Source organism: Pseudomonadota bacterium (assembly GCA_039193195.1).
Taxonomy (GTDB): Bacteria; Pseudomonadota; Gammaproteobacteria; order Steroidobacterales; family JBCBZW01; genus JBCBZW01.
Genome location: JBCCWS010000032.1, coordinates 47,411 through 66,133, shown reverse-complemented (window position 1 = coordinate 66,133; position 18,723 = coordinate 47,411). Strand labels below are relative to the sequence as shown.

17 protein-coding genes are annotated in these 18,723 nt (G+C 64.3%); 9 read left to right on the top strand and 8 right to left on the bottom strand.

What is annotated here, in order from left to right; all coding sequences use genetic code 11:
- Positions 1-596: 596 nt before the first annotated feature.
- Positions 597-1,919 carry an AarF/ABC1/UbiB kinase family protein gene (locus AAGA68_20025; protein MEM9387358.1) on the bottom strand — a complete coding sequence of 441 codons (1,323 nt, stop codon included), beginning with the start codon at positions 1,917-1,919 and terminating at the stop codon, positions 597-599.
- A gap of 116 nt (positions 1,920-2,035) precedes the next feature.
- Between AAGA68_20025 and prsT the strand changes: the two genes are divergently transcribed.
- The 4 genes from prsT (at position 2,036) to AAGA68_20005 (ending at position 7,366) form a co-directional block, all read left to right on the top strand.
- Entirely contained in the window at positions 2,036-4,894 is a 2,859-nt protein-coding gene (prsT, locus tag AAGA68_20020; GenBank protein MEM9387357.1) for an XrtA/PEP-CTERM system TPR-repeat protein PrsT, read from the top strand.
- 236 nt (positions 4,895-5,130) lie between these two features.
- Positions 5,131-5,757, top strand: a complete 627-nt coding sequence (locus AAGA68_20015) for a hypothetical protein (GenBank protein MEM9387356.1) — start codon at positions 5,131-5,133, stop codon at positions 5,755-5,757.
- Positions 5,758-6,188: 431 nt separating this feature from the next.
- On the top strand, positions 6,189-6,659 hold the full coding sequence (locus AAGA68_20010) for a DUF4440 domain-containing protein (GenBank protein MEM9387355.1): 471 nt from the start codon (positions 6,189-6,191) through the stop codon (positions 6,657-6,659).
- Between the two features lie 101 nt (positions 6,660-6,760).
- Positions 6,761-7,366 carry a peroxiredoxin family protein gene (locus AAGA68_20005; GenBank protein ID MEM9387354.1) on the top strand — a complete coding sequence of 202 codons (606 nt, stop codon included), beginning with the start codon at positions 6,761-6,763 and terminating at the stop codon, positions 7,364-7,366.
- Here AAGA68_20005 and AAGA68_20000 read toward each other — a convergent pair.
- The 3 genes from AAGA68_20000 to AAGA68_19990 form a co-directional block, all read right to left on the bottom strand.
- A complete protein-coding gene (locus AAGA68_20000) occupies positions 7,363-8,277 on the bottom strand; it encodes an alpha/beta hydrolase (protein MEM9387353.1) in 915 nt (304 codons plus the stop codon). The two genes, AAGA68_20005 and AAGA68_20000, sit on opposite strands and share 4 nt — an antisense overlap.
- 44 nt (positions 8,278-8,321) lie before the next feature.
- A complete protein-coding gene (locus tag AAGA68_19995; protein ID MEM9387352.1) occupies positions 8,322-8,747 on the bottom strand; it encodes a rhodanese-like domain-containing protein in 426 nt (141 codons plus the stop codon).
- A 413-nt stretch (positions 8,748-9,160) separates the two neighbouring features.
- Positions 9,161-10,084 (bottom strand): LysR family transcriptional regulator, encoded by a 924-nt coding sequence (locus AAGA68_19990; GenBank protein ID MEM9387351.1) that lies wholly within the window; start codon positions 10,082-10,084, stop codon positions 9,161-9,163.
- Between the two features lie 93 nt (positions 10,085-10,177).
- On the opposite strand from AAGA68_19990, the gene AAGA68_19985 reads away from it, so the two are divergent.
- Complete coding sequence (locus AAGA68_19985) at positions 10,178-10,651, top strand: tetratricopeptide repeat protein (GenBank protein ID MEM9387350.1); 474 nt, start codon at positions 10,178-10,180, stop codon at positions 10,649-10,651.
- Between the two features lie 12 nt (positions 10,652-10,663).
- On the opposite strand, the gene AAGA68_19980 is transcribed toward AAGA68_19985, so the two are convergent.
- The gene (locus AAGA68_19980; protein MEM9387349.1) at positions 10,664-11,332 is read right to left on the bottom strand and encodes a hypothetical protein; all 669 of its coding nucleotides are present in this window, start codon (positions 11,330-11,332) and stop codon (positions 10,664-10,666) included.
- A 340-nt stretch (positions 11,333-11,672) separates the two neighbouring features.
- Here AAGA68_19980 and AAGA68_19975 point away from each other — a divergent pair, with 340 nt between their 5' ends.
- Both AAGA68_19975 and AAGA68_19970 read left to right on the top strand, forming a co-directional pair.
- The gene (locus AAGA68_19975; GenBank protein ID MEM9387348.1) at positions 11,673-12,296 is read left to right on the top strand and encodes a type 1 glutamine amidotransferase domain-containing protein; all 624 of its coding nucleotides are present in this window, start codon (positions 11,673-11,675) and stop codon (positions 12,294-12,296) included.
- 14 nt (positions 12,297-12,310) lie between these two features.
- A complete protein-coding gene (locus AAGA68_19970; GenBank protein MEM9387347.1) occupies positions 12,311-12,748 on the top strand; it encodes a hypothetical protein in 438 nt (145 codons plus the stop codon).
- Positions 12,749-12,803: 55 nt separating this feature from the next.
- Here AAGA68_19970 and AAGA68_19965 read toward each other — a convergent pair whose 3' ends face one another.
- On the bottom strand, positions 12,804-14,810 hold the full coding sequence (locus AAGA68_19965; protein MEM9387346.1) for a winged helix-turn-helix domain-containing protein: 2,007 nt from the start codon (positions 14,808-14,810) through the stop codon (positions 12,804-12,806).
- A gap of 316 nt (positions 14,811-15,126) precedes the next feature.
- Here AAGA68_19965 and AAGA68_19960 point away from each other — a divergent pair, with 316 nt between their 5' ends.
- Entirely contained in the window at positions 15,127-16,047 is a 921-nt protein-coding gene (locus AAGA68_19960) for a LysR family transcriptional regulator (protein MEM9387345.1), read from the top strand.
- Positions 16,048-16,230: 183 nt separating this feature from the next.
- Entirely contained in the window at positions 16,231-16,680 is a 450-nt protein-coding gene (locus AAGA68_19955) for a hypothetical protein (protein MEM9387344.1), read from the top strand.
- Between the two features lie 33 nt (positions 16,681-16,713).
- On the opposite strand, the gene AAGA68_19950 is transcribed toward AAGA68_19955, so the two are convergent.
- Together AAGA68_19950 and AAGA68_19945 are read right to left on the bottom strand one after the other, a co-directional pair.
- Positions 16,714-17,430: a GNAT family protein gene (locus tag AAGA68_19950; GenBank protein MEM9387343.1), complete on the bottom strand. Its 717-nt coding sequence runs from the start codon at positions 17,428-17,430 to the stop codon at positions 16,714-16,716.
- A gap of 19 nt (positions 17,431-17,449) precedes the next feature.
- A complete protein-coding gene (locus AAGA68_19945) occupies positions 17,450-18,664 on the bottom strand; it encodes an ATP-grasp domain-containing protein (GenBank protein ID MEM9387342.1) in 1,215 nt (404 codons plus the stop codon).
- Positions 18,665-18,723: the final 59 nt, after the last annotated feature.

Here is an 18,723-nt window from a genome sequence, read left to right as displayed (position 1 = left end):
TGCTAAACGGCCCACACTAGCTAGGGTCCTGAGTTAGAAGTTCGTTGATGACTTCGCGGCACCTTTTCGCCCCGGAACACGGTGCTCCTCCACCCGGGGGCCCAGCCACGCTCGTCCTCGCGCCGCGCCCAGGGACAAAAACTCGCGTGCGAATTCATCAACGAACTTCCAACTCAGGACACTAGCCACCTGCGGGAGTTGATCAAGCCCCGCCAGTAGGTGGTTGTTCATGAGTCCCTCGACGACACGCGCGATGGCCCCGAAGGGAGCGTCTGAGAAGATTATGGACAACGCGTGAGCGATCCAAAGGTGATGTAGCGCGTCGTCCGTGAGGACGCGTAGGGGTGGTTTCGCTGGCCATGGGGCGCTCTCGATAGAAAGCTATCGTGGGCCCTATCCACGGAGGGCCAACGCCCGGGGATCTTCGTAAGTGCCTAATTTTGCGAGCGAAGGGAGAGGTTATGCACTCTTTCGGCCGGATCTGCTCGGCGAGTCGTTGTCTATTGCAACGGGGCGGTCGCAGTCTGCAAAGCTAAGCGCAGCGCCGCCTCGCCAGGGGAGATTGGCGCTCGCCCGGTGGCCAGCCTCTTCTCCCCCTAAGGACGAGCGATCTCAACGGGCGAGAGCACCTCGGCCCAGTGTCCGCGCGCGCGAAGGCGACAGAGGTTGCCGAACACCCCCGACAGGGTGCGGTTGACGAAGGTGAGCTCGGGGGGAAGCTCGAGGCGGCTCAGTTCGCGCAGGAAGCTGCCGTCGGCATCGAGCACCGTGTCGTAGAGGCGGGAGACCTTGGAGAACCGATAGGGTTCGGGCCCCGCGATGTCCAGGAGTTCCTGCCCGATGGGCTCGACGAGGTGAGCCGGGGCGCGTGCCCCGCTTTTGCGATCATACACACCGAGGGCGTGCAGAGAATGCGGCAGGGCGGCGAGGTCCTGCGCGATACAGTCCCTCAGGATCTGCGCACAGCCCTCGGCGACGGCGGGTTCGACCGATGCCACGCACCCGTGGTCATACACGATCATGGAGCCGTCTTCGCGGAAGGCGAAGTTGCCGAAGTTCGGGTCTGCGTGCAGGAAACGATGCTCGATCAACCCGCGCATGACGAACCTCAGATGCCGCTCACCCCATTGATCGCGCAGTGCGGCATCGTAGCGATCAGAGCAGGCAGCCTGCGCATCTATCCCCGGTTCGTACTCCATCGTGAGCACGCGCTGGCCACTTGCTTGCTCGATCACCTGCGGCACTACGATCGATGGATCATCGGCGTAGAGCGCACTCATGCGAGCGATGTTCTTCGCCTCTTGGCGGTAGTCCAGCTCTTCGAGTAAGCGATCGCGTAGCTCCACCCAGAATGGCTCGAAGTCGATCTCCACCACCATCGCGACCAGTGCGCCTACCAATTTCTTGAGGTTTTTGAGATCCGCCTGGACCACGCGGTCGATATCGGGGTATTGCACCTTCACGGCGACCTCCCGCCCGTCGACCAGCCGCCCGCGGTAGACCTGACCGATGGAGGCTGCCGCTAGGGGCACCGAGGCAAGCTCGGCGAATTGCGACAGCCCCCCGGGAACTTCCGCTTCCAGCACGGTGCGCATGCGATCGAAGGGCACCGGGGGGGCGTCGCGCTGCAGACTCTGCAACACTTCGCAGACCTCCGGCGGCAGCAGGCCCTCGTGCACGCAGAGCATCTGCCCGACCTTCATGGCGGCGCCTTTCATCTCCCCGAGCGCTTGCGATACGCGCATGGCGTTCGCCACGAAATTCTCCGTGCGACGCACCTGGGCGACGGGGCTCGACAGGGCGAACCCGAGGGCCCTTTCAACGGCGAGAGATGTTGAGACGCGGGTGGCGACTGAGCCGATTCGGAACAGGCGGCCGATAGGCGACGTGGTCAGCGGACGGGGGGCGTTGTTGTGCATGGCAGGAAGCTACCGCACGCGAGAGCGTCGTGTCTGCGCTCCACACCACGTGCCATCGCTTACGTGGTCGGCGCAGCGCATGAGCGCTACCAAAGTCATGGCTACAGGTCCCGGAAATGGGACGGACGCCGCATTCGAGACTGGGCATTGGTGCACAATCGCGCGTCGTCGACACCCGAATGGCAGGGGAGAATCCGGTGATGAGGTGCACGGGTCGAGGAAGTTCGCAGCCCGCCGGGAGGGCGCTCCTTGCGGTGACGATCCTGGGGCTGGCAGCTAGCTGCGCCGATGAAGGGGCACCCGAGCCGATGTCTCGCGCCCTCGAGGCTGAGGAATACGGACGCTACCGCGAGGCGATCATCGAGCTGCGCAACGCCGTGGCGATCGATCCGCGTGATGCGCGGACGCGCTACCGCCTGGGCGCCGCCGCGCTGACCCTCGGCGATGCCGCGACCGCCGAGAAGGAACTGGCGCGCGCCCGTGAACTCGGCTTCGATCAGCAGGCCACGATTGCGAAGATGGCGGAGGCATTGCTTCTCCTAGGGCGCGCGGACGAGGCGCTTACTGAGCTGACCCAGGCCCAGGCGCAGACCGCCGAGGTGTTGGCCCTCAGCGCCCTGGCTTATGAAATGCTGGGAGACGCTGATCGATCAGTCGATGCCTACCAGGGCGCCCTGGCCTTGGACGCCGAGGAGGAGCGAGCGCTACTTGGCATCGCGCGCGCCTCGCTGGCAAAGGCCGACGTCGCGAGCGCTCGTCGGGCCTACGAGAGCGCCGTCGCGGCCCACGGGAATTCGCCTGCCGTGCGCCTTGACTACGGACGCTTCCTGCACGAGCTGGGCCGGAGCGAGGACGCCGAGTCGCAGTTCCGCTCAGCGCTCGCTCAGCCACTTCTGGAGGAGCATCGCCCTCTGCGCTGGGAGCTGAGCCTGGCGCTGGCAGAGGCGCAACTTGCTCAAGGTAAGCTCGATCAGGCAGGGGAGACGATCGACGATCTCAATCAACTGCAAGCGGACCATGCGCTCATCAAGTACCTTCGGGCGCGCACTGCCTTCGAGCGCAGGGATTTTGTGCTTGCGAACGATCTTGTTGGGCGAGTGTTGGTGGAAGTGCCGGGTTTCGTGGCGGCGCAGATCCTGCAGGCCACGATCTATCTGGCACGAAGTGAGTACGAGCAAGCGACCGCCCTCCTCGAGCGAATGGCGGTGGTGCGGCCTGATGATCCGCAGGTGCGCACTCTGCTGGCGGCAGCGCGTCGCGGCGCCGAGTCGCGGCCAGGTCCGCACGATGCACCGGTCGCACTGAGTCGGGGGGAAGTGATGTCGCTCCTCGGCGAGGCAAATGCGCTGACCGGAGACTACGCAGCCGCGGTTTCCCTATGGGAGCGTGTGCTCCAGGAGACCCCCGAGGATGATGGCACCCGGTTGGAGTTGCTCACCGGTTATTTGCTCACCCAACGCTACGACGCCGCGGCCTCGCTCCTCGATGGGGCGCAATGGCGCGATGCCGCCAACGCCGAGCGGGCGGCAGTCCTCGACGCTCTGCTCAGCCTCCTCGAGCGCGACACGCAAGCCGCTCGCCGCAAGGCCGCGGCGGCGGCGAAGCAATTCCCGGCGTCGGCTGCCGCTCGCAGCGTGCAAGGCTTGGTCGCCCTTGGCGAGGATGCATCGACGGCGGCACGCCACTTCGAACAAGCGCTGGCGCTCGATCCGAGCCACACCACGTCGGCGATCAACCTATCGAAGCTTGCCTCGAGCGCTGACGATGAGGTGGGGGCGGTCGACCGACTGTTGGCCTTTACCGCGGACTACCCGGACGATGCGCTGGCCCTCGACGCCTTGGCGCAGCTACAGCTGCGAGCGGGCGATGTGAGCAGTGCAAGGGTCAGCCTTGAGCGTGCTCGGCTGGTCGATCCGGCGGCGTTGGCGCCGCGAATCAAGCTAGTTAACATGTTGGCTAAGACTGGGGAGTACCAGCTGGCTGAGGAGGTGGCGCGCGAGATGGTCGTCGCCCAGCCGACCGCGGTGAGCGCACACAACGCCCTCGGCGTGGCCTTGATCGGCCAGGGCAAGGTGGCGGATGGCGCGCAGAGCCTGCGCAGGGCGCTGCGCATCGACGGCACGGCGGCCGAGCCCCTGCGAAATCTCGCTCGAGCCGAGTACGCAAGCGGTGACCTGTCTCAGGCGACTCTGACGATCGGTCAGCTGCTCCGCGCCCATCCGCAGGACGGTGCGGGCTTGGATCTGGCCACGCGTATCGCGATCGATCGGGGCCGTGCCGATGAGGCCGACGCGTTCCTCGCGCGCCTGGTAGCGGCAGATGGCACTACGGCCCTGAGCAAGGTGCTTACGGGAGACATCGCCATGGTCCGCGGGCAGCACCTTGCTGCGGTGCGGGCCTACGAGGCGGTGTTTGAGGAACGACAATCGACGGCCATGGTGATGCGCTTGTACCGTGCGCGCCAGCGCGACGGACATCCCCAGTCGCAGCAGGTGCTGCGAGACTGGCTCGACGCGTATCCGGAGGATCAGACGGTACTGATGGCTGCCGCCGCGCACGCCCACGGCGCCGGAGACCTGTTGACCGCAGCCGCAGACTACGAGCGCATGCTGCTCCTTAATCGGGAGAACGTCGTGGCCTGGAACAACCTCGCCTGGGCTTACTCCGAGCTAGGCGACTTTCGTGCCTTGGAGGCCTCCCGCCGTGCCTTCGATCTCGCCAAGGCCAGCCCTACCATCCAGGACACATACGGCTGGATGTTGATTCTGGATGACCAGGTGGACGACGGGATCTCGATCCTGCGCGATGCGTGGCAGGCCGACCGTGGCGCTGGCGAGATCGGATACCACCTGGCGGCGGGCCTCGCCCGCGCCGGCGAGCGTGAGGAGGCGCGCGCGGTGTTGCGCCAGGCGCTTGCCAGTGGAGGGCAGTTTGCCGCCCGCGATGACGCCGAGCGTCTGATGAAGGAGCTGTGAGCGGTCTCGTGGCACCTGCGCAAGCTGTCGATTGGATTTACAGAGGCTCGTACAAGTCTCGGCTGGTGATCTCCTCTAATGATCATAACTGACTGATTCTAATGAGTTGGAATTCTATGGCTTAGAACTTGCTTGCAGTAGTTAATTGACGACATCCCGAGGACCTGAGGGTCGCCGCGGCTCATGACGGCCGCCACCCTCGCTAACGGCTTGGCCTGGATCACATGGAAGTGAACATGACTTGGAAACTACCGGCGCTGCGCAGCCTCCTCGGCAGCACGCTCCTGCTCAGCTCTCTCGTCAGTCAGGCCGGCTTGGTGGTCGACATCACCGGGGACGCGGGCAGCGGCCAGACCGTGTGGACCTTCTCCGGATCCACCACCGCCATCGGCAGCGGCTTCTTTGACGACAACGATGGCCTCTCCAACAACGACACCTGGCAAGACCTGATCAACTTCACGAACGACAACGACGTCGAAGTGACTGCCGTGACCGGGGATGCGACCCTGACCATTGCTGGAAATACGCGCTCGATCGACCTCGCTTACATAGACAACGATGGCTCCGATACCGACAGGGACGATTTCGGCGTTGGTGTGGACGGAAGCGGCAACTTCAATTTCAACGACGGCGACTCGGTGAGCTGGTCCGGATCCCTGCTCGTCGACCTCGACATCAACAACATCTCCCTGGCGGGCACCCCGGTATCGATCTCGGCCTCCGACTACGGCAACGCCGCCTACGCTGCCCTCGCCCTGACGATCAACATCGGTCAGGTCGCCATCCCAGAGCCTGCCAGCATACCGCTTGTGCTGTGGGGCCTGGTGGGCATCGCCTACGCACGACGCCGCGAAACACGATAGCGCTAGGCGGGCGCATCCTTCTCGCCAGGGCGGCGTCGCGGGCTTGAGCCCCCGCCCTCGTTTTCCTTAGACCTCGTGAGCGGCGCGGCTAGACGCCTTCGGCCGGTCACGCATCCACTTGTTGTCGCCTTGATGGGTGCGCGACCATACACGCTCCCTCTCATTCAGCGAAAGCACTTGCTAGTGTCCTGAGTTAGAAGTTCGTTGATGAATTCGCGGCACCCTTTCGCCCCTGAACACGTTGCTCCTCCTCCCGTGGGACCTGCCACGCTCGTCGTCGCGCCGCGCCCAGGGACAAAAACTCGCGTGCGAATTCATCAACGAACTTCCAACTCAGGACACTAGCTTAGGGCCGACGTGAGATCTCCCAGATCACGGCGGCGCAGGCTTAAGCCAACTCCCTCGCTCCCACAACAGGAAGTCGCCGACACATGCCGCTAGTGACCGCCCTCTCGCTACTTGCTACCGGGGCCATTGCGTCGTGCGTTCCCGCCGAGCAAACGCCTGATCTGGCGAGGATCGACGCCACCAACCGGGAAGTTCGCGAGGCCTTCAAGGCGGGGGATATCGAACGCATCGCCCTGTTCCATCATGATGAGGTGATCAAATCCCTCGGTCCCGGACGCTACTTCGAGGGCAAGGACGCACTCAAGGCGGATCTTGCAGCCACCTTTGAGACTGTGGATCTGGCCTTTGGCGATGGCCCGGACAATGTGCGCGAGTCATTGGCCATTTGCGGTGATACGGCGATCGCGATTACGCGTTTCTCGATCGGCTGGACACCCAAAAACGGGGATCCAGGCGGGGTGGCTCGCGGCCGCGCGATGATCGTCATGGTGCGGTCCCAAGCGGCGCCGCACGGCTGGGTGACCTTACGCGAGCTTATCCAGCCGTTGCCGTGAGGGAGCGACCCACGATGTTAGCGGAACGTTAGATAGTCGAGCGTCACTTGCCGTACGCTCCCCGGGCTACCATGCACCGATGCCAGCCTGTGGAGTACACCATGCGCCGCGACCGTTTCCTCGCTAATCCCCTTATCCGTTCGACCATCGTCTTGGCGCTCGCTGGCCTCTCGGCCGCCGTACTCGCCTACGACTGGGGTCCAGCTGAGGGCAGTAGACTCTTGGGAGGGCTGACCGCCGTTGCGCCTGATGGCAACAGGGTAGAGCTCTCGGCCTTGGCCGAGCAGGGAGAGGGTTTGGTCGTGGCCTTCGTGCGTAGCGCGGACTGGTGTCCCTTCTGCAAGCGCCAGCTGATCGAGCTCTCCAAGCGCCATGCGGACTTCGAGGCGCGCGGCCTCACCCTCGTTTCCGTTAGCTACGACAGCACGGAGATTCTCGGGCAGTTCGAGCAACGCTTCGATATCGCCTTCACGCTGCTTTCCGATCCCGAATCCAAGATCATCGATGCCTTTGGTATTCGAAACGAGCGCCAGAAGCCCGGCTCTTCAGGCTATGGGATCCCCCACCCAGGCATCATGGTGTTCGGTCCCGACGGCGAACTGCGGATGAAGTTCGCAGAGCAGGGCTACCGCAAGCGGCCCAAGATTGACGATGTGCTGGCGGCAGTCGACGCCGGCGCCTTAGCGCGGCGCTCGGCGGGGCGTTAATTGGAGATGCCGCTGATGAAAGCCAGGAGTTCGCGCACAAAGTACGCCCGCGGCGCCTCGAGATGAGCCGCGTGATCCCCGCCAGGCACGCTCACCCATTGCTTGTGACCGGTGCCGAGGCGCGTGTAGAGCTTGGCGAGTTGCTCCTGCGGCGCTAGCGGGTCGAACTCGCCTGCGATCACCAACGTCGGCACGGTCACCTCGCCCGGGTCGAGACGGTTGTAGTCCGTGAGGCGGCGGATGTCCGTCTTCACCGGGTCTGCCGCGAGCGCCGCTGCTACGAAGGCATCGATGGCTCGCTGCGAGATGGACCCCGGGGTAACGAAGTCGCTTGCCGCTGCTCGTGCCGTGTTTTTCGAGCGTGCCGGGGCCTGGTCCGAAGATCCTTCGGGGAAGCGATCGTCCGGATCGTGCCAGTAGCCGTAGAGGGTCAGGGATGCCATGGCGTTTGGGTGCGCCTGGGCTGCCAACTGGGAGATCGTCGATCCCATGGACCAGCCGAACAGGTGTGGCCGCAAGTGACTCTCGCCTTGCTGGTGAATCCACCGCAAGACGGCTACCACGTCATCGGCGGCGCGCTGCGGCGTCAGCCAGCCCGTGTCATCGCGAGGCGATTCCCCGTATCCCCGCAGGTCGATGGCATAGACGGTGAGCCCTGCCTCGCTCAAGGCATCCATTAGGGAGAGGTTCTCGCCTTCCAGCTGCAGATCGAAGTCGGGCAGGGCGCTCCAGGTGCGCCCGTGCACGAGCAACACCGATGGCGATGGCGCCGTCGCGGCGGGCTTCTCCCAGACGGCGATGGGATGACCGTCGACGGTGACCGTGTGCCGTAACGGTGTGGCGCCCTGGCACGGTAGGGCGAGGATGCCCAGGCATATGACCGCGAGGGTTGAGTGGATCGATCGAATCATGTGCGGAGCTGTCCTTAAGTCCGGGCCCCAGGGCGGCGGTAGGCCTACTCTACCTCCGCAACGCTCCCGGGTGCTGCCCCAGCGAAGTAGGCAAACCCCTCATCGGCCCAGCCCGTCATCCCGCCGATGAGCTTCTTGGTGGCGCGCCCCAGCGTGGCTAGCTTTAGCGCTGCCTTGTCCGCGCCATTGCAATGGGGGCCTGCACAGTACACCACGAAGAGCGTGTTCTCGGGCCAGTCGCGCAGCTTGCTTTCGATGATCTTGCCGTGAGGCAAGTTGATGGCACCGGGAATATGGCTGCGCCGGTACATGCTCGGCGAGCGCACATCGAGCAGGACGAAGTCCTGTTGGCCGCTCGCCATCGCCTCGTGCGTGTCCCAGCAGTCGGCCTCGAAGGCGAGGGAGGTGGCGAAGTGCTCGGCGGCACGCTGGCTATCGGTGGCGGGGACGGCGGTGACGGCACTGGTCATGGTCGCTCCTTTGCTCAGTTCGGTACCCACCCACGTTGTACTCCAACGGGCGGCCCAGGCAATGGGCCAATGGGCGCAGAAACGGCTATGCCACCGGGTGCCTGGTGCTTTGAGCTTACCTTAGTGTCCTGAGTTAGAAGTTCGTTGATGACTTCGCGGCACCTTTTCGCCCCTGAACACGTTGCTCCTCCTCCCGTGGGACCTGCCACGCTCGTCGTCGCACCGCGCTCAGGGACAAAAACTCGCGTGCGAATTCATCAACGAACTTCCAACTCAGGACAGGCCCCGTACACCCGTGGGCGGGGTCGCACGCCGCTCGAGACCCACGATACCTAGCACAGCTGCATTGCACCTATTTAATGCGATGACAGACTGCGGGCTAACCCCGGCACACTCCAAAGACAGGTGCTGCTTCAGACGGAACCACGCCCGTGAAACTGCTCCTTACTGGAGAGGACGCGCTCGGTGAGGTAGTCGGAAACGGCTCGAATCCGGGCGCTATGGCGCAGCTCCTCGTGGGTCACCAGCCACATGTCCGTCTCCTGCACCGTGATCTGCGGCAGCACCGGCACCAACTCACCGCGCATACTCACCCAGCGGTGCGAGAGCACCGCCACGCCAAAGCCCGCGTGGGCGGCGGAGAGCTGCGCCGAGGGGCTATTGGTGAGAATTACCATGCGCAGGGGAAAGTCTATCGGCGTGTGGTCACCGAGGGCGAGCTGCGCCTTGCCGTCGCCGCCGTACAGGCCGATGAAGTCGTGTTGTTGCAGATCGTCAAGCGACTGTATGGGCGGTGATCTGTCGAGGTAGCGCTTCGACGCATACATGCCGAAGCCGACGGTCACCAGACGTTTGGCGATGAGCTCCGGCCCCTTCGGTTCGCCTAGCCTAAGGGCGATATCCGCCTCTCGGCGCACCAGGTCGATCGCGCGATTGTCCACGTGAATGTTGAGCACGATCTCCGGGTAGCGCTGATGAAACTCGTAGAGTTCCGGCGCCAGCCACTCGGTCCCGGTGCCTTCGGTGGCAGTGATGACGACCTCCCCTGCCAAGCCCTTCGACTGCACCTCGACGGCGCGTTCGATGGCGAGCATCTCCCGCTCCATGCGCCGCGCGTTCTCCAGGATGGCGCCGCCCGTATCCGTGAGCTGCATACGCCGACCCGTGCGCACAAAGAGGGGCAGGCCGAGCCGTCGCTCCATCGCGCTCAGGCGGCGGCCCACCGTCGGCTGGGAAAGGGCGAGATGCTCGGAAGCGGCCAAGAGGCTGCCGTGATCGACGACAGCGAGGAAAAGGCGAATGTCTGCCCAGTCCTGGAGCACATCTTTGCTATTCATCAGCGCATAGTAAGTATGTTTCTCCGTTATCGCTATGCATTGATGATCGGCATAGCCTGTACTTCGAGCGATTTGATCACCTGGAGATAGGCCATGAATACGACGTTACGCGTAGGCGCACTGGTCCTTTGCATCGCCGGCGCCCTGGGCAGTGCCCTGCCGGCGGCCGCAGCACGCCAGGGCCCCGGCACCTTCGATAGGACCCCCGGATTCTTGAAACGAGCCGAACTGGCCCTCGAAGAGGGTCGCCTGGACCGCGCGGTCGGGCTGATTTTGCCGCGTATGGGGCTGCTTCGCCGCTCCACTGACAAGCACTTAGCCAACAGCACGCTCTGCTCGGCCCAGCTGCGTTTGGAAAACCTGCAGATGGCCGCAGAGGCCTGCGCCGTGGCCGTCCAAAGCGAGTACGCCACCTGGAGCGACTTGAACAACCTCGGCGTGTACCACTACGCGATGGGCGACTTCGACGCCGCCCTCAGCTGGTTCGAGCAAGCCGCGGCGGTCGACCCGAAGCGAAAGGACGTGCAGACCAACATCGAGGCCGCGATGGTGGCGATCCAGCGCTGAGCTCGCGAACGGTCAATGGTCTGCGTAAAGCCGGCCCTGCCGCCCCAGATCGCGTTGGAACACCTCCTCGATCGAGGCGTATGCCACCCCGGTGGTGGTGGCGGTAGGGCTGGCGAGCAGCACCCGCAGCTCGCCAAGGCCGCGCAGCTTGCGATCGATACGCAGGCTCATGCGCCGCGCGACGAGGAAAAAGACCCCCGCGGCAAGGGGCAGCGGCAGGAGCTGCGCCAGCACCAGCAGGCTCGCCACCCAGGGATCTAGGCCCTTGACCAGCGGCAGATCCAACCCGATCAGGAACAGCATCGTCACGGCGTAGACAACCACCACGATAGAGAGCACGGTCACTACTCCTAACGCCTGCTTTAGGCCCGTGAGTCGACCGCTAGCGACGTGGCCGAGATCGTACAGCTGGTCTAGCAGCGCGTCATTGCGCTGCGCCCAGATGGGATTCTTGATGCGACGGTAGGCCAGCCGCAGTTCACTCTCCTGGCCGCTCTGCTCAAGGCGGACCGCCCCCTCCTGCATCTCCCGCTTGAAGCGCTCCAGGGCGTTCAACCTGGCGGAGATCCGATCGATCCGAACGGGCAGCTCCCGCGCGTAGATACGCTCGAGCAAGGCGACGGCGATGTGCAGGGCGAATCCGATCTCGAACAGACTCGCAAACTGGAGGAGGTCGACCATGCGCGCGAGGGTGCCCTGCGCCGGCGCACCCGTCAACTGACCGCAGGCCGGCCACGCCAGCGCCTCGAGCCGCCCTGGGCACCGCCGCGGCTGAACGCAAGCGGCTGATTCACCAGGGGCATCACAAAACATCACGAAACATCACTGACGCCCAACGACGCCGATTGACCGGCCCTCGCACACTCTGGCGCCTACTCACCACGAGGAGACGCTGATGCGATGCAAGTCCACTCTGCCCGCCGCCCTACTCCTGGCGGTGCTGGCGCTGTCCGCCCAAGGCCAAAGCCCGCACGAGGGCAAGGTACTGTTCATTCTGTCGGCCCACTAACACGGGTACTGGCTGCCGGAGGTCCTCACGCCCTACAAGATCCTTACGGACGCCGGGCTGGAGGTGGCCTTCGCCACCCCTGGTGGCGCGCCGGGCGTTCAGGCCGGCGCCCAGATGATGACCTCCGAGCAGCGGCGAACCCTTGCGCGCCTCACGGACATCCTGGCCAAGCCACGCAAGCTCGGCGAGATCGACCCCGACGACTACCTGGCGCTCTACGTGCCTGGCGGCGCGGGCCCCATGTTCGACCTCTTCGACCATCCGCAGGTGAATCGAATCGCGGCAATGATGTACGAGGATGACAAACCCGTCGCCGCCGACTGCCATGGCCCGGCCGCCTTCGCGGCGGTGCGCCTGAGCAGCGGCGAGCTGATGATCAAGGACAAACACCTCACGGCGAAGTCGAACGCCGAAGAGGGTGATTGGGCCCGAGAGAACTACCCCTTCATGCTGGAAGACAAGCTGAAGGACGCCTCGTCTCAATTCAGTGCCGCTGCCCCCTACGATCCGTGGGTGGTGCGAGACGGCAACTTGCTCACCGGGCAAAACCCGGCCTCTGCCGGTCCCCTGGCGACCACCTTGTTGGAGATGCTCGCCCGCGGCGAGTCGATCCAATCACCTCAACCACGACGCTAACGCGGAGCCAACACATGAAGATGATGCTCACCCTTGCCCTCAGCCTTGCCCTCAGCCTTGCCCTACTAGCACCGACGGCTCACGCCGACACGGATCGCGAACAGATCAAGGCCGCCATGGAGTGCTTCTACCAGTGGGATCTGCACGGCGGGGCCGAGAACTCGTCGCGGTGCATCGCCGACACGGTGCTCTACCATCGTATCGACGAGAACGGCCGCCACTCCTACGGAACACCGCCCCTGGACAACGATACGGGGAAGGGCGCAGACGCAGTGATCCACAACCTGCTGGACATCGACATCTACAACGACATGGCCGTCGTGACGTCCCTTCACCGCTATCAACCGGAAGCCCCCCAGAACACCTACGTCAAGAACATCGTGCTATTGAAGCTCGCTGACGGTTGGCGTGTCACGAACGTGGTGTGGGGTCGGGTGACCAACCAGCAGTAGGCGGCGCGAGCGCGGCGCCCGGGAGCCATCGGCAGTCGGGCGTCGTGACCGCGCCTTACTCAGAGCCGCCGGTGCGCATGATGTCGCTGTGCGAACTCGCCACGTAGGTGCTGGCGATCTTGCCCCGGGCGACACTAAAGAACTCGAAGCGATTTACGGCGCCAGGGAGTCGGGTACTGTTTAGCTGCGCGTCGAATCGCAGCACATCTGCTGGGGAGTCGCCAGCGTGGCAATACAGGTCCTGACCGTCGCTGTACCAGCGCAGCTGATAGCGCCAAACGGGATCGGCGCAGCGCCGTAGCTCGAGCACCGGTCGGCCGTCCCGAAAGGCGACCAGCGACTGGTCCAGAAGGAGCTCCCGCTGGCCCTGCGCGAGGGAGAATGCCCAGCGCGCATCAAGGGCCGTGTTCTGCCCCGTGTCGAGCCTATGCTCGTAGGCGCGCCAGCGGCCATTTTCGTAGTGGCTGAAGCTCACAGTGCGCTCGTCGCGCCAGCGCACCGCGTACACCGGCAATTCGAAGGCTACGTCGTGTATCAGGTCGGCCCTGTCCTCAGCGATCGCATACACCAACAGCCCTGTGTTGGTATTGGCGAGCAGTTGGCCATGGTCCGCAGACCATCGTAGATCGTGAAAGCGCCGCCCCTCGTCCGGCGGCTCGATGGCACGTAGACGCCCCGAGGCCAGCTCCCGAACCCAGATCTGGCTGTAGCCGGCTCGCTTGGAGATAAAGGCCAGGCGTCGCGCGTCGTGGGACAGGGCGGGCAAGTAGTCCATCACGGCGGAGTTGAGGCCGGCGTTCGACCCCTGGGCGAGCTCGATGTCGCGGTTGTACAGGTAGGACGTGAATAGGTAGTCCTGGCCGGACGAGCGCATGCGCCGCGCACTGCTAATGCGACGGCTATCGGAGACGACCACACGGCTTTGGTCGGAGGTCAAGGATGTTTCGAGGAGCTGGTAGGACGGATGCCGGGAAGGATGGACGATGTAGCCGTCGCGGTGGCTCCAGATGGCACTGTCCAGGCCATACTCGAACACGGTCAGCAGGCTAAAGCTGTCACTTGCTGGGTCCACCTCGAACACCGAGGTCTTGCCCGGGCGCTGATCGCTCAGCAGGAGCAAGCTGCCACGGGTTGGATGCACATCGAGGTAGTGATTGCCGTAGCCGCGCGCCACGGGCTGAGATAGGCGTCGCTTGGTACCGCCTTCGAGCTTCAGCGCGTAGGCCGCGTAGGGCGCGGCAGGCGTCGGGCGCTCAAGGAAATAGAGCGTCCTATCGTCCAGGGATAGCGCCAGCTCTGAGTAGCTGCCGGAGATGCACTCGTAGATGACCTGCACTTCCCCCGTCCCGAACTGAGCGCGCTCAAGCAGATGAAACTCGCAGCGTTCCCCGTCGAAGAACTGGTAGACGATAAAGCGATCATCGTGCGCCCAGCTGGCAAAATCTGCATCGCCCCCAGGAGCGCTGATGGGCTCGGGCACATCGCCAGGCCTGCTTACCTGATAGATCCGATCGTACTGTCCATCGTGTGCTGTGTAGAGCAGTGCTCCGCCATCGTGCGCTTGCGCCCCGTTCGATTGGGTGACCGCGAGGCGCGAGAGGGGCACGATCGAGCGCACGGCGGGTGCCGGGGGCGATGGAAATCTACCGGACCAAAGCAGCACCGTCGCCACTGCGATCGCAATGGCGAGCAGTGCGGGTGCCGTGCGTCGCGGCGGGCTTACCGGGGCGGAGGCTGACGGTGAGTGCTCGATCGCAGACACCCTCGCGATAAACCGATAACCTACCTTAGGCACGGTCGCGATGTACTCACGGACCTTCTTGTCATCACCCAAGGCCTTGCGCAACAGGACGATCACGCGATTGATCGAGTTGTCGGACACCAATTGGCCGTGCCAGACGGCTTGCAGCAACTCATCGCGCCCGATGTTGCGCCCTGGGTGCTCACAGAAGTAGGCGAGCAAGGCGGAGGCCTTCGGTTCTAGCGCGACATCGCCACCGCGCCCGTGCAGGCGGTTGGTGTTGGCATCGAACTGAAAGGCGCCGACGGTCCAGGAGGTCATAGGCGGGATGCTAGGTATCGGCGGTGCGCAGGCAGTGCAGCGAGGCTGGCGCCCTGGTCCGGGACATCGCGGGCACGCCGCGATCACACGCTTCGCAAAAGGTGTTCATGGATAACCAGTATCGCCACGGGGCGAAGCGCCCGCAATATGCTGGAGTCCGTTGGTCGCGCGGAACGCTCGCTTCGGCGCGCAGGGGTTACAGCGCAACACCCATCGGTTGCACAGCAGACGGTGGATTCGCAGCAGAACCGATCGCGGGGCCAGGCGAACGGCCACACGCGCTCGACACCGATCGCGCCAGGAGCAACATACGTCCATGGCTGATAGCACCCCACCGAGCGACGCGGCGTCCGACGGCACCGCGCCCGCTTTACAAAACTGGACCGAGATCCAGACCGCCTACCAGGTGGGTCGCCTGGGCACGGTCTCCGCCGCGGCCGACTACCTAGGCATCCACCGCGCCACCGTCATTCGACACGTCGACGCGCTCGAGCAGTCGCTCGGCGCGAAGCTGTTCCATCGCCACGCCCGGGGTTATGCCCCGACCGACCTGGGTCGGGAGTTGATCCGAACTGCCGCAGCGTCTGAGGCACAGTTTCGCTCGATCATCGGCAAGGCCCTCGCTCAGGAATCCACGGTGTCGGGCGAGCTGTTGCTGACCTCTGTGGCCGATGCGGCTTACCAGGTCATCCCGGCGATAAGGCGATTCCAGGCCCAGTATCCACACGTGCGGGTACGGTTCATCGAGGGACCGGAACCTCTCAAGCTCGAGTACGGGGAAGCCCACGTGGCCTTTCGCATGGGCCGCAAACCACAGACGCCGGACTACGTGGTGCTGCCCTTCAAGGACATCGACTTTGGTCTGTTCGCAAGCCCCGAGTACATTGCCGAGCACGGCATGCCGGCGGGCGAACGCGAGGAACGGTACGCGGATCATCGCTTCGCGTTGCTGGACCCCATCGGGCCCCCAGGCATGCAGGCGTGGCTGCGTCGCCAGGCACCGAGCCACCGGTGCACGTTTCAGACCAACGAGTCCCGAGTGTTGATTCGTGCGATCGTTAGCGGCCTTGGCATTGGGTTTCTGCCACTCGAGGTCGCCGAGCGCCACGGCGACGCGGTCGTGCAGCTAGAGCCTGCGAACCCTCACTGGAAAGCACGCACTTGGGTGGTGACCCACGTCGATCTTCACCGCAGCGCGAAGGTGCAGAGCTTCCTCAAGGTGCTGCGTGAGAGCTAACGCCCGACGATTCGCCAAGCTCGCCCGGCGTGGCCCCCAATCACGTCGCCACCGCCGCACGGCGGATGTGCGCCTGCGCGCATGTACACCCTCAAACGCTCGTGTGAGGCTTTGCTCACGCTGAACCGCGACGACGCGGCGCCTGCCCAGCACTTGGCACACTTAGGGATCGGGGATGCCTTGATGAACGACAGAACCGCCAGCCTCATGCTGGTAGCTTCCGCCCTGCTATGGATCGTTTGGGGCCTCGTGCACGCGGCGGCTGGCGCGTTGATCATGAGTGGCGACACCCTGAGCGGATTCCAGGCTATCGCGGATGCCGTACCGCCCGAAGCGCTGACGAACGACTACCACCCCGCCGTCGGTGGGGTGCTCAATCAACACGCTTGGAATCTACTTTGGGGGGGCTTGGTCACGATCGTCGGTGCGGTGTTCATCTGGCGCGGCAATCGAACAGCTATCTGGGTCACCGCTATGGTCGGCGGTTTGCTGGATGTGGGCTATTTCGTGTTCATCGATCTTGGCGAGTTCGGCAAGGTGGTGCCGGGCAGAATCATGACCATCTTCTCGGCAAGCGCGATCGCGCTCAGCCTCTGCGTCTACTTTCTTAGGTCCGAAGCGACACGCGAATGAGCCATCATGAGCGCCGCTCCATGCAATAAGCGCCTACTGCACAGCGCCTTCGGCGCGTAGCTGCACGAGGCTGCTGCGCTGCTGGCCGTCGGCATCGAAGTTTCCCTCCGCGAGCCAACGTTCGAAGCCTTGCTTTACAGCAGGCCACTCGCGATCGGTGATCGAGTACCAGGCCGTGTCGCGGTTGCGACCCTTGTAGACTACGTTTTGGCGAAACTGACCCTCATAGGTAAACCCGAGCCGTGTTGCTGCCGCCCTTGAGGGGGCGTTGAGCGCGTCGCACTTCCACTCGTAGCGCCGGTAGCCCCACCCATCGAAGGCGCGAGCCATCATCAGGTACATCGCCTCCGTCGCCGCCCGCGTCCGCTGAAGGTGAGGTGCGTAGGCGATATGCCCAACCTCGATCACACCCATCGGCGGTTGCATCCGCAGGTAGGAGGCCAGACCCAAGGGCTGCGACGACGAGCCGGCGATGATCGTGAAGAACAGCGGATCTTGCGAGTGTTCCGCATCCCTCGCCCACCGCAGATAGTCCTGCTCCGTCGAGAATGGGCCGACGGGCATGTACGTCCAGAGGCGACCGTCGTCTGCCTGCGTGTAGGCCGCATGCAGATCCGGGCCGTGCTCGGCAGCAGACAAGGGCAGTAGGCGGCAGTACCGCCCATGTAACGGGCGGCGGTCCGGTAGGGCTGCCCCTTGCCAATCCTCCACCGGCTCGCCTATCGGCTGCCCGAACTGGTTCGTACGCATCGCAAACCCCCAAAGACCGCTAACGCGCCTCCAGCCACATGTCGGCGCCTACCGCATCTGCCATCGCTAAGCATGTCTGCAGCTCCGGGTGACGCACTACCAGGTAACCGTCACCGAGCAGCGTCTGCCTCCAGTTGCGGCGCGGCGCACCGATCGGCAGCAGATCTTCCAATACCAGGTAGTCACCAAAGCGTTGCCTTAGCTCATGCAGACCATGGATCGCACTAATCCTGCCCTGCCCGCGTGCTCGCTTGAAGGTGGCGGCGGCGTTGTAGCGCGCCTTCGCTTCCTGACTGAAGGGCTGCTTGGCGATGGCCTGGCCCCAACCCGCGTAGACGTCGAAGTCGTGGGTGTAGTTCATGAGGTCCACCGAACGCCCCCCCGGAGGGCGCGCGCCGATCTCGCCGAACACCGCCTCGCCATCGGCCGTGAGAAACCACTCCATGTGCGTGAAGCCCGTTCGAAACCCGAGCACCTCTAGCACCTGGCGCCCGAGCTCGCGGCCCACCTGAAGTTCCGCTCGACGGACATCGCGCAGGTTGACCGTTTGCGGACTAATCCACTCCTCGTTGCGACCGATGATCGGCTTCGGCCGATACCAGGCGATGTTCTCGAAGTGAATCTGGCCGTCGCTGCAGACGGTGTCGAAGGTGTACTCCTCGCCTTCGATGAACTCTTCGACGCTCACCGCCCGGCGCCCGACATCAACGATCGCCCTATCGAGCGCAGCGCTGTCACGCACCTGGTGCGTGTTAGCCGAGCCCGCCCCGGCGATCGGCTTGACCACGAGCGGCAACCCGATCGCCTGCGCAGCAGCACGAATCTCCTGCTCACCCACAGCTTGCAGGTGGCGTGGGGTTCGAAGGCCCGCTGCGTCGAGGGCTTGCTTCATCGCCTCCTTGTCGCGGAAGAGGTGGGTTTGGGCAATACCCATGCCCGGCAGTCCGAGCGCCTCGCGCAGCTGCGCCGCCAGGGTCATGAAGGGTTCCCACAGGCACTCGATGCGGTCGATACGAACCCGCTGCGCATAGCGCTGCACGGCCTGTAGCACCGCGTGCTCATCCACTAGCGAGGTGACCTGCAGGTAGTCCGCAAGGGCGCCGCGAATCGCGATCGACATGCTGGAGGGCGGATGTTCGCCGAGACCGATCACATTGACGCCACAGGCGGCAAGTCCGCGAGCGAAGCGACCCATCTCGTCGGGAAAACCGGGGGAGAAGAAGAGCACATTCATGTCGCTACGCCGTGATCGGGGGTGAAGCGGACGCTAGCAGATCTACGTCCGGACGGCGA

Bases quoted from the DNA above. Each gene is read 5' to 3' on its own strand.
- AAGA68_20025 (MEM9387358.1), bottom strand. From the start codon at position 1,919: ATGCACAACAACGCCCCCCGTCCGCTGACCACGTCGCCTATCGGCCGC.
- prsT (MEM9387357.1), top strand. From the start codon at position 2,036: ATGGGACGGACGCCGCATTCGAGACTGGGCATTGGTGCACAATCGCGC.
- AAGA68_20015 (MEM9387356.1), top strand. From the start codon at position 5,131: ATGACTTGGAAACTACCGGCGCTGCGCAGCCTCCTCGGCAGCACGCTC.
- AAGA68_20010 (MEM9387355.1), top strand. From the start codon at position 6,189: ATGCCGCTAGTGACCGCCCTCTCGCTACTTGCTACCGGGGCCATTGCG.
- AAGA68_20005 (MEM9387354.1), top strand. From the start codon at position 6,761: ATGCGCCGCGACCGTTTCCTCGCTAATCCCCTTATCCGTTCGACCATC.
- AAGA68_20000 (MEM9387353.1), bottom strand. From the start codon at position 8,277: ATGATTCGATCGATCCACTCAACCCTCGCGGTCATATGCCTGGGCATC.
- AAGA68_19995 (MEM9387352.1), bottom strand. From the start codon at position 8,747: ATGACCAGTGCCGTCACCGCCGTCCCCGCCACCGATAGCCAGCGTGCC.
- AAGA68_19990 (MEM9387351.1), bottom strand. From the start codon at position 10,084: ATGAATAGCAAAGATGTGCTCCAGGACTGGGCAGACATTCGCCTTTTC.
- AAGA68_19985 (MEM9387350.1), top strand. From the start codon at position 10,178: ATGAATACGACGTTACGCGTAGGCGCACTGGTCCTTTGCATCGCCGGC.
- AAGA68_19980 (MEM9387349.1), bottom strand. From the start codon at position 11,332: ATGGTCGACCTCCTCCAGTTTGCGAGTCTGTTCGAGATCGGATTCGCC.
- AAGA68_19970 (MEM9387347.1), top strand. From the start codon at position 12,311: ATGAAGATGATGCTCACCCTTGCCCTCAGCCTTGCCCTCAGCCTTGCC.
- AAGA68_19965 (MEM9387346.1), bottom strand. From the start codon at position 14,810: ATGACCTCCTGGACCGTCGGCGCCTTTCAGTTCGATGCCAACACCAAC.
- AAGA68_19960 (MEM9387345.1), top strand. From the start codon at position 15,127: ATGGCTGATAGCACCCCACCGAGCGACGCGGCGTCCGACGGCACCGCG.
- AAGA68_19955 (MEM9387344.1), top strand. From the start codon at position 16,231: ATGAACGACAGAACCGCCAGCCTCATGCTGGTAGCTTCCGCCCTGCTA.
- AAGA68_19950 (MEM9387343.1), bottom strand. From the start codon at position 17,430: ATGCGTACGAACCAGTTCGGGCAGCCGATAGGCGAGCCGGTGGAGGAT.
- AAGA68_19945 (MEM9387342.1), bottom strand. From the start codon at position 18,664: ATGAATGTGCTCTTCTTCTCCCCCGGTTTTCCCGACGAGATGGGTCGC.